The sequence below is a fragment of the Microcystis sp. M_OC_Ca_00000000_C217Col genome (assembly GCF_007095585.1).
GTDB classification, from domain to species: domain Bacteria; phylum Cyanobacteriota; class Cyanobacteriia; order Cyanobacteriales; family Microcystaceae; genus Microcystis; species Microcystis panniformis.
In genome coordinates, this window is sequence record NZ_SFBV01000253.1 from 1 (window position 1) to 9,529 (window position 9,529).

The 9,529-nt window shown below is 43.6% G+C and carries 6 protein-coding genes and 1 pseudogene; all 7 read right to left on the bottom strand.

The window, feature by feature from the left end; translation table 11 throughout:
• Positions 1 to 239: pseudogene (locus tag EWV66_RS15620) on the bottom strand (RNA-guided endonuclease TnpB family protein); the annotation flags it as partial.
• Positions 240 to 775: 536 nt separating this feature from the next.
• The gene (locus tag EWV66_RS15630) at positions 776 to 2,110 is read right to left on the bottom strand and encodes a flotillin family protein (RefSeq protein WP_052276717.1); all 1,335 of its coding nucleotides are present in this window, start codon (positions 2,108 to 2,110) and stop codon (positions 776 to 778) included.
• Positions 2,111 to 2,138: 28 nt separating this feature from the next.
• Positions 2,139 to 2,480: a hypothetical protein gene (locus EWV66_RS15635; RefSeq protein WP_052276718.1), complete on the bottom strand. Its 342-nt coding sequence runs from the start codon at positions 2,478 to 2,480 to the stop codon at positions 2,139 to 2,141.
• A 49-nt stretch (positions 2,481 to 2,529) separates the two neighbouring features.
• On the bottom strand, positions 2,530 to 3,096 hold the full coding sequence (locus EWV66_RS15640; protein ID WP_002784990.1) for a hypothetical protein: 567 nt from the start codon (positions 3,094 to 3,096) through the stop codon (positions 2,530 to 2,532).
• A 511-nt stretch (positions 3,097 to 3,607) separates the two neighbouring features.
• A complete protein-coding gene (hpsP, locus tag EWV66_RS15645; protein ID WP_052276719.1) occupies positions 3,608 to 4,783 on the bottom strand; it encodes a hormogonium polysaccharide biosynthesis glycosyltransferase HpsP in 1,176 nt (391 codons plus the stop codon).
• A 459-nt stretch (positions 4,784 to 5,242) separates the two neighbouring features.
• Positions 5,243 to 6,490 (bottom strand): tryptophan synthase subunit beta, encoded by a 1,248-nt coding sequence (trpB, locus tag EWV66_RS15650; protein ID WP_287109060.1) that lies wholly within the window; start codon positions 6,488 to 6,490, stop codon positions 5,243 to 5,245.
• 137 nt (positions 6,491 to 6,627) lie between these two features.
• Positions 6,628 to 9,198, bottom strand: coding sequence for a DUF3536 domain-containing protein (locus EWV66_RS15655; RefSeq protein WP_287109061.1), 2,571 nt, complete (start codon positions 9,196 to 9,198; stop codon positions 6,628 to 6,630).
• Between the last annotated feature and the right edge of the window lie 331 nt (positions 9,199 to 9,529).

Here is a 9,529-nt window from a genome sequence, read left to right on the forward strand (position 1 = left end):
ATTGCCCGCAAGGTTCTTTCTACGGCAGTCTGGCAAGCATGGGAGTTTAAATCATCAACAAATTTAAACTCTTTCCTTAATGCTGTGTTGTACCGAAATAACTCTGTTTTGCCAACACCTGGATTATCCATCCAATAACGCAGGACTTTATTCCGAACAAATTGGGTTGTCCGTATTGCTTCGTTAATGGCTTCTATTTGATTAGGTTTTGGCTTGACTTTGTATTCTAGTACAAACATTTTGACACTGCTTGACTGAGTGTCAGTATGTTAGCACAAAATTCTTTAAGTTGACAATACATAGGGCTTGCTGAATAATGGTAAAACCCTTTTAAAATAAGGCTTTTGACCTGTTAAAATCCGATGTTCATGCTGCGAAAATCGGATTGAGACCCTCAAAAACCTTGCATTATCCTTCTTAAGTACCTAGGCAAAATTATTTACACATGACGATCATTGCCCCGTAAGGGTTTTAGCTCGATCGGGCAGGTAATTAATTTTGCATGACTACTTATAGTACATAAGCTCGTACGAAAAGAGAGGGCAACAAAGCCTGAAACGACCGGCTACTGACGACCGACGACCGACTCCTAACCCCACCAACAAACTTTTTGCCGCAAACCCTAATTAAGGTCGCGCACTGATTCTTTAAGTTAACTCTAAGCAAAAATGCAGGAATATCTTGATAGTGGCTTAAGACTGGGCTGGTTAATTGCTCCCATTAGTCAACAGGTAGCAATCTATCGCCAAAATCAGGCTATTGTGTTTTCTGACTGCTATTTTTCAATTTTATTGGTGAGAGTTCCGACCACATCAATACCGAGGGTTTGATGGACACTGGCGAGGAATTGATTGACGATTTCGGGATAGACTTTGATCAGAGCAGCGAGGGACTTACCATCACCATTATCAACGATATTAACTCGATCGAGGTGTAAGCGTTTAGGAATTTTAATCGCCTCCTCCAGGATAGTTTCTAACTGTTGAATCAAGAAAATTGCCTCTGCTTCGCTGCCGGTGTTTTGCCAGACTTCCGCAAACAATTCGTTAACCAAGGCTTCAGCTTTGGCATTTTCTTCAAAAATTGCCGCTTGTCCTCTAGCGCGGAAAGTTTCAGCTTCCTGCTGCGCTTCTGCGGGTAAAACTTGATCTGCTTGGAGACGTAATCTTTCCAATTCTGCTCTGACCTGTTGCAATTTTTCCTCAACTATAGCACGTTTTTCCTTAGCGGCGGCGATAGTTATTTCTTCTTCCGATTTAGCCTGTTGTTCCAGTTTTGCCTTTAACTTTCTCAATTCGTTTTCTTGCTCTAAAATGATAATTTGATCGCGGGTTTTAGCTACGGTTGCCTGTTCCTCACATTCCGCGACTATTTGTTCAGCTTCATTGAGGGCATTTGATTCAGCAATTTCAGCATCACGCATGACTAAAGCGATTCTTTCCCGTCCGAGGGAGTTAAGATAATCCACGTCATCGGCAACATTTTGAATTTTGAGAGTATCAATTTCTAAACCGAGTTTAAACAGGTCTTGACTGACGTTACTGGTAATACTTTCGGCAAATTGTAAGCGATCTTCGTTCACTTGTTCGGGGGTCATTGTTGCGACTACACCCCGCAAGTTTCCTTCTAAAGTTTCTTTAGCTACGCGAATAATTTCTTCTCGATCTCGATCTAAAAAACGTTCGATCGCATTGCCGACTATTTCAGGTTTAGAACTAACTTTCACGTTAGCAATGGCCACTATATTCAGGGGAATATTGCCCTTAGAATAGGCATTTTTAATCTCAATTCTGATCGGGGTTGTGGTGACATCCATGCGTTTAACGGTTTCTAAAATTGGAATACGAATCGCCCGACCCCCCGATATCACTCGATACCCCACATCCTGTCTATCTTTTGATTTGCGTTTCATCCCACTCAGGATCACTACTTCATTGGGTTTGCAAATACACAAAAAAGAATTGATAAACCAAATCGCACCAATCCCCAGAAATATCAATAAAGCGATGGGAACACTATTCAACAATAAATTGCCAGCACTGTTGTTATTATTGTTGTCGTATTGATTGGGATTGATTTGGATGAGATAGGAATTATTTTGACTATTCATAGTTAGTTACCCTTTGGTTTAGAAGAAATTACAAATCGCCTCTGATATACTTTTCCGCAATGACTAAAACTTTATTGTCCTGGCAATTGAGGATAAATGCTTTATCCCCGACATTAAATTGTTCTTCCCCTTCCGTTATCGCTACTATATCGATCAGACTATCCCCGACATTAACTCGCACTTTCCCCTTGCTATTTTTATCGAAGGGGATTTGAACAACTCCGATTAAACCGATGAGAGAGTGATAATCGACGATACTATTTACCTGTTGGTTGCAGCGTCTTAACTTGACTAAAATTAGGAGTAGAATGGCCAAACCAATACCTACCCCTAAAGAAATTAAAACGATTGTGAGCAGTTGAGCATTCATAAGTTTAGTTATTTACCGTTATAGTTGCCCCCAATCTAATTAACGTTAACTAATTCGAGACTTCGGCCATTTCAATCACGCGATCAGCATTATCTTTGACCAAAAAATTTAAAGGTTTATTGCGACGAACTTTATACTTTAAGCGTCGTGATTCCACCCGCATCAGAATTTGTTCTAAACAATCGTGATCAAAACAAACGTGACGATGACGATCCTTATAACCCGCGGTTGCCCCAGCAACGATGTGCAGTTGGGTATTTTTCTTTAACTGATACCATAAACCCTGGGGTTGATCTCCCAAAGAAGGGTTGGCAGTAGTCACAGCCGGATTACTAGACATATAAAATGGGTCAATCATATTATTGCCCATCGTCTGCTCATAATTGTAATAGTAATGGAGGGGGACATCGGCCGTGGGTAAATTTAAAAGTCCTTCATAAAATTGTCGGGCTGTCTCCAAATCTGTCACCATGATTGTATGAACTTTTGGGGCGCTAGTTAGAAACATCCACATGGCTAAAGCATAAGCGGCCAGAAGCATAACCATAATCCCCTGGGTGGACAGGAGAGTATCAAGAGGTAGGAAAGCGCCGAAGAAAAGATGATTTATCAACACTGATGTGATCCTATTGCCTAAGAATTTCTATCATTCCCTAATTATAATCACGACGCTGAAACTTAAGTGAACAGGGTGAGGAGTGACCAAGTTCCGTACATTTGTATTAAAATGCTCCCTACCCAGTTTAAATGCAGTACAAGTGAACTCAAATTCTCCTATGGGATGAATAAGTAGCTGGTTATAATTAAATTAAAAATGGATTTTAGGTTCGATCCCCCCTTAGTACTAGGGTTGATTCATAGTAGGGTTGATTCATGAATCAACCCTACCCTATAGTCCCCCCTTGATAAGGGTGGTGTCTGATAATTTTTAACGCCTACCTACTTAAATGATGAGATGATGACATTACGGACGGAAATATGAGGAATTAGCGGAGATGAAAGCGTATAGTGGAAATAGAGCCATCCCTAGAAAAGTGAGCTACTGTTATGAACTCTTTTGCGCTTCCCGTCTTTCTGCAATCAGGTTTAACCCTACTGGCATTTTTAGTGCTGGTTATCCTCATGGCCTAAATCTTAATCCGTCTGTCTAGATTTTCATAGACAGTTAACAGCTGTTCAGCGATCGCCGACCAACTATATTGATTTAAGACTAAATCCTTGGCATTTTTCCCCCTTTGTTGGCGAATTTCAGGATGAGTGATAGCCGTTGCCAAAGTATTAGTTAAATCCTCAAGCTGACAAGCTGTCACCCATCCCGCAGCCGCTGCTGCTACCGCAGGATGCAGATCCACCCGGTCGGAGATAACCACGGGAATTCCGGCAGCCATAGCTTCTGCCACTGCGATGCCAAAATTTTCATAGTAGGAAGGTAAAACAAATAAATCGGCCCTAGCGAGGAGGCTATTTTTGACTTCTCCAGTGACAAATCCGGTAATCGTCGTATTTTTGCCCAATATTGACCGCTCGATCTGATTTTTAATCCGATTTTCGTACTCCCGGTCCTGGGGATTGCCTCCTGCTAAGACAAAATGAAAATCTAGGCCTTTTTCTAACAACCTTTCTAAACTGGGCAGCAATAAATCTAGACCTTTTTTCGGATCAAGACGGGACATATAGAGGATGATCGGTTTATTTTCGGGAAGATCAAAACCCGTTACTGGTAAAGCTTGTGGGTTAAAAAAATCTACCCCTAGGGGGATGACAATATCCTTAGTTTTTATATTAAATCTTTCGGCAGTTTGACACTCCTGCTGACTGGTAAAATGAACTGCCGCCGCCGCCGCTAAATTGGGTTTTTCCAGAAAATTGGCATATATTTGTTTAAGTTGCCGTTTTTTTTGCAAATCTGCCGGATCGAGGGTGCCTAGGGGACGGAGAATATAGGGCAGTTGATGATAACGAGCGATCGAAGCCGATATACTGCTCACCGGGGAGAATAAAGCATGAATATGGGCGATATCGTAATCTTTTGCCCTATTAGCCAACCAAGTAAACAGATCAAGGGAAAATTTATAGCGTCGAAAGGGAGAACAGCGAAAATAATAGATTTGATAGCCATTTTGACTAACAGGGACCCCTAAAGGCACATCTAGGGGTGCTTGTCCCGTGTCACCATTGGAATCGGTGGTAATAATAGTCACCTCTTGGCCTAGTTGCGCCAAGGCCGCTGACAAACCGAGTACCATTTGACTGGGGCCACCATAAACAAGGGAAATCGAAGGAACAATCTGAAGAATTTTCATCGAAAAATTGGGTCAGAAACCCCGTCGTTCTAGGTTGGCTTTACTGTTAAATACTAGCGCATTTGCACGATATATGCTAGAAAGTGCCACTTAGAGCGACTCTAAGACCAGAACAGAGTAAATCTGTTAAGGCAGCTGGGAAACCGCTCAAGAACCCCGAAGAGGATATCAAATTCAGCTAGTCCGGAACAGGGAACGGTTCAAAACGAATATCAAATTTAGATGCACAATAGCTTATCCCTCTGATTTACCAGTTATCAGTAAACAGTAAGCAGTTATCAGTGATGAGACGGGGAGTAGGTAGCATTTTCATGGCTCAGTAAATAGTAATTAATCAAAAGTGAAAAGACAGCAAGAAACCGCCATTTAATAAGTAGGTCAGCCCCCCCTTATTAAGGGGGGCAGGGGGGGATCACTTAATACTCAAATCTGATAACTGCTCACTGAAAAGGCTAAAGGTTAACCATTCATCGATAAATATTTAGCCACCGATTGCACATCTTTATCACCCCGTCCGGAGAAATTAATAACAATGCGAGGACTACCAGTTACTTGTGGGCAAAGAGTTTCTAAATAGGCTAAAGCGTGGGCAGTTTCTAGGGCTGGAATAATCCCTTCTAAACGGGAAACTCGTTGAAAAGCTTCTAGTGCTTCCTTGTCGGTGACACTGTAATATTCGGCGCGACCACTATCTTTTAAAAAGCTATGTTCTGGCCCGACTCCGGGATAATCTAAACCGGCACTAATTGAGTGGGCCTCGATAACTTGACCTTCGCTATCTTGTAATAAATAACTCATTGCTCCATGTAGAACCCCCGGTTGACCTTGGGTAAGGGTGGCGGCGTGTTTTCCAGAAGCGATACTTTCTCCGGCGGCCTCAACACCAATTAAACGCACGGCAGTTTCTTTAACAAACTCATGAAATAAACCCATAGCATTAGAACCACCCCCCACGCAAGCGAGGAGAATATCCGGTAAACCGCCCCATTTTTCCAGACTTTGCTGACGAGTTTCTTGACCGATAACCGCGTGAAAATCGCGCACCATCATCGGATAGGGATGGGGACCTGCCACAGAACCAAGGATGTAGTGAGTGGTTTCCACATTCGTTACCCAGTCGCGAATCGCTTCCGAGGTGGCATCTTTCAGGGTTCCTGTCCCGGCGGCCACGGGTTGCACCGTCGCGCCAAGCAGTCTCATGCGGAAAACATTGAGTTCTTGGCGTTCCATATCGTGAATTCCCATATAAATCACGCATTCTAGACCAAAACGAGCGCAAACCGTAGCGGTGGCCACGCCGTGCTGTCCTGCCCCAGTTTCGGCGATAATTCGCTTTTTACCCATGCGTTTGGCTAATAAAACCTGACCGAGGGCGTTATTAATCTTGTGGGCCCCGGTATGGTTTAAATCTTCACGTTTTAGGTAAATTTGCGCCCCAGTGCCGTCAGCTTTGGCATAATGGGCGGTGAGACGTTCGGCAAAATATAAGGGACTGGGTCTACCGACGTAATCCTTGAGCAGTTGATTTAATTCTTCTTGAAAATCGGGGTCGTCTTGATACTGATTATAGGCCGTTTCTAGTTCACTTAAGGCTGGCATCAGGGTTTCTGGGACGTATTTGCCCCCGTAGCGTCCAAAACGCCCAAAAGCATCGGGATACTGGGTTGCTGTGCCGGCTGAGGCGGCATAAATCGGCGTGATAGTCATGTAAACCTTCGATGAGAGACTTATGATCCATTATAAATCTAAGGGTTTAGTCTCTGGGTTAACCTGAGTTCCAGGGCAATCATCGCCTAACCCACTTAATCATCAAAGGGTGAGCATTGCCCACCCTTTGACTGATTTTACAGCCAAATACTCACATCAACTTTTAACACCTGTCCTAATAGTAATAACCATTTTAATTGAGTCATCGGCCAGGGACAGGCAGCATCTATTGAATTGGACCGCAAAGAATTAAGAACTAGACGACCATGGAAGTAATAATAGTATAATTCCTGAGAGCGATCGAGGGATAATCCTAGCTTTAATTGTTGGCTAACTTCAATTAAACGGGTGATTAAGCGAGTATCCTCCTCCGCCGTTAAAGGATCACCATCGTGTAATAATTTCCCAAGAGATTGCCAGAGCAGACTTTCTAAGATTTGACGCGCTTCGGGGATGTTTAATTGACAGTGTAAATGATTGGCTTCCTTAGCAATAGCAAATAATTGATCGAGATTATTTTCCGTTGCTTGCCGCTGCTCAAAATCTTTTTCTAGGGCAGTAATCACCTGTAAACAACGGTGAGAAATGGCAATATCGGCCGCTACCTGTAACTCTTGAGGTACGGGCAGCTCATCCCGTTGGAAAGCCGCTAAAATGCCGTAATTATCCCGATAAACTTGGGTGTATAATTGATCGAGACGTTTTTTAGTTTCGGCTGTCACCTTCTGCATGATTCGGTGTCTTTCATCGGCAAAAAGATGGGGTAAAGCAAAGAAGTTTTCTCCCAATCCGCGCCCCATTTCTACGATCATGGTCGAAACACTGGCCTGTTGTAAAGATTCAAAGAGATGATCCTTAAGATTGGTATAGATTAACCGACTGTTAAACGGTTGAATGCAGCAGTAAAAATCCCAACCTCCTAAATGTAGAACAGCAAAGACAAAATGTTCACTTTCTTGGGTAATTTCCGAGGTTAATTCCACCTGTCCCACTGCTAAAGTTAAAGACCCGATCGCTTGTTTTTGATAATCTAATTGACGGGTATTGTAACAATAAATCCGATGATGACTAGGATAATTGGTAAATAGGGAACTAATAGCGTAATGGGCCGCCACCCGTTCCAAATCGACCCGCGCAGAAGTGACCAATTGTCGATAGACATCGGCCCCATCTTGATATAACTTAACGTTACTGGGAGCGAAAGCTAGACGACTGAGGAAATTCATTTCTAATTGAATTCCAGCCACTTCTCCAGCTAATTCCAGGGACCGGCCAGCATATCTCAAAATTTGCGTACCTTCAGGTCGAGAAATTTCCTCAAAAAACCAGCCACAACTGGTAAACATCAATAAAGCTTGTCTTTGCATTTCTAATAAACGCAAAGCATCGATTTTCTCGCTTTTACTCAGGTTGCGACTTTGATGCAGGGCGAGGAAATGTTCGATTGCGTCTGGGGATCGATCTAAAATAACTGCAATGTAGTCATCCCTTGTCTGCCAAGGATCCCGGAAAAATTCCTGTCCCTGAATCTCATAGACCTTAATCAACTCATCTCTGAGCCAATTTAGGGACTCCCGCAGGGGTTTACGCCATTTTTGCTGGTAATTTCCCCCTCCCCCGCAACCACAGTCATCCTGCCAACGATTTACGCCATGGACGCAACTCCACGCGGTCACGGGTTTTAATTCCACTTCCCAAGTGGGGGGGCAAATACTGAGATAATGGGCGAAATTGGTGACTGTCCAGCCGTTTTTAGGGAAAGATTCCGTAAAAGCATAGCTAAGACACTTCTCTGTCCCCTGTTTGTGGTGGCCGAAGGTTTCCCCATCGGTAGCGACGCTGATTAACTGGGAGGGACGATGATCCCCTTTAATTGCTTGTCCCAGACGACCGACGAGAAAATCACTGCTGGCTAGGACATCATTAAAGCCCATATCGCGAGAAATTGGACCATCGTAGAAGAAAATATCCAGATAACGACCATCGGGGATGTAACAGCGATAGGGACGGGTGGGATCGATTTGACCTCCGGCCACTGCGTGCCATTGGGGATGGGGATCATGGTCGCTAGGGAAAGGACGACAGCGCAGGGCCTGGGAAGGGGCTAAAATGGTGAATTTAATCCCTTCATCGATTAAAGCTGTCACTGTGGCTAAATCAATGGCTGTTTCCGCTAACCACATTCCTTCGGGATCGCGACCGAAACGATGCTGAAAATCGGCTTTTCCCCAGCGAATTTGGGTGTATTTGTCCTGTTTGTTGGCTAGGGGCAGAATGATATGATTATAGACCTGGGCGATGGCGTTACCATGACCGTTTAAGCGTTGACAACTTTTTTGATCCGCTGTCAGGATGCGTTGGTAAACTTCGGGATCATGGGATTGCATCCATGACATGAGGGTGGCCCCGATGTTAAAGCTGAGATATTCGTAGTTATTGACTATTTTGATCACTTCCCCCCGGTCATTGTAAATGCGCGCAAAAGCATTGGCACGATAACACTCGTGATGGATGCGTTCATTCCAATTGTGGAAGGGATGGGCGCTCGGTTGCCGTTCAATTCTGTCTAGATAGGGATTTTCTCGCGGTGGTTGGTAAAAATGTCCGTGAACCGTGATATAAACTCCGTGAGCGGTTTTCAGGGGATCGACCCCCGTATCGGTATAGGAATAAAAGGTTGTAGAAGGATGTTCAACAAGATAAGTCATAGAAATGCCTAGAAAATCGTTTTTTTTTGAGCGAAAATAGCTGTAGAATGTAGCGACCTGATGTTTAAAAAAACTGAAAACCTGGCCGTTTTTCACGGCCTTGGGGTCACAATATCACATTTTATTTTCCTAGCAAAGCTAGGGTTAACAATTCGCAACTTCTCTATACACAGCACTAAGTAGGGTCTGCTGAAAAAGTTTTTCCTAGGGGCAGGGTGTAGGGTGTGGTGCGATTCGTTGGCTAGAAACTAGACAGTAAGACGTTTAGAGGATTAGCCGCTTGGTAAATGTAGTACCTTGATAACTTTATAACCATACAGGTGCGGGTTAG

Coding starts and splice junctions, on each gene's coding strand:
- EWV66_RS15635 (WP_052276718.1), bottom strand. CDS start 2,480: ATGAATGCTCAACTGCTCACAATCGTTTTAATTTCTTTAGGGGTAGGT.
- hpsP (WP_052276719.1), bottom strand. CDS start 4,783: ATGAAAATTCTTCAGATTGTTCCTTCGATTTCCCTTGTTTATGGTGGC.
- EWV66_RS15655 (WP_287109061.1), bottom strand. CDS start 9,198: ATGACTTATCTTGTTGAACATCCTTCTACAACCTTTTATTCCTATACC.
- trpB (WP_287109060.1), bottom strand. CDS start 6,490: ATGACTATCACGCCGATTTATGCCGCCTCAGCCGGCACAGCAACCCAG.
- EWV66_RS15630 (WP_052276717.1), bottom strand. CDS start 2,110: ATGAATAGTCAAAATAATTCCTATCTCATCCAAATCAATCCCAATCAA.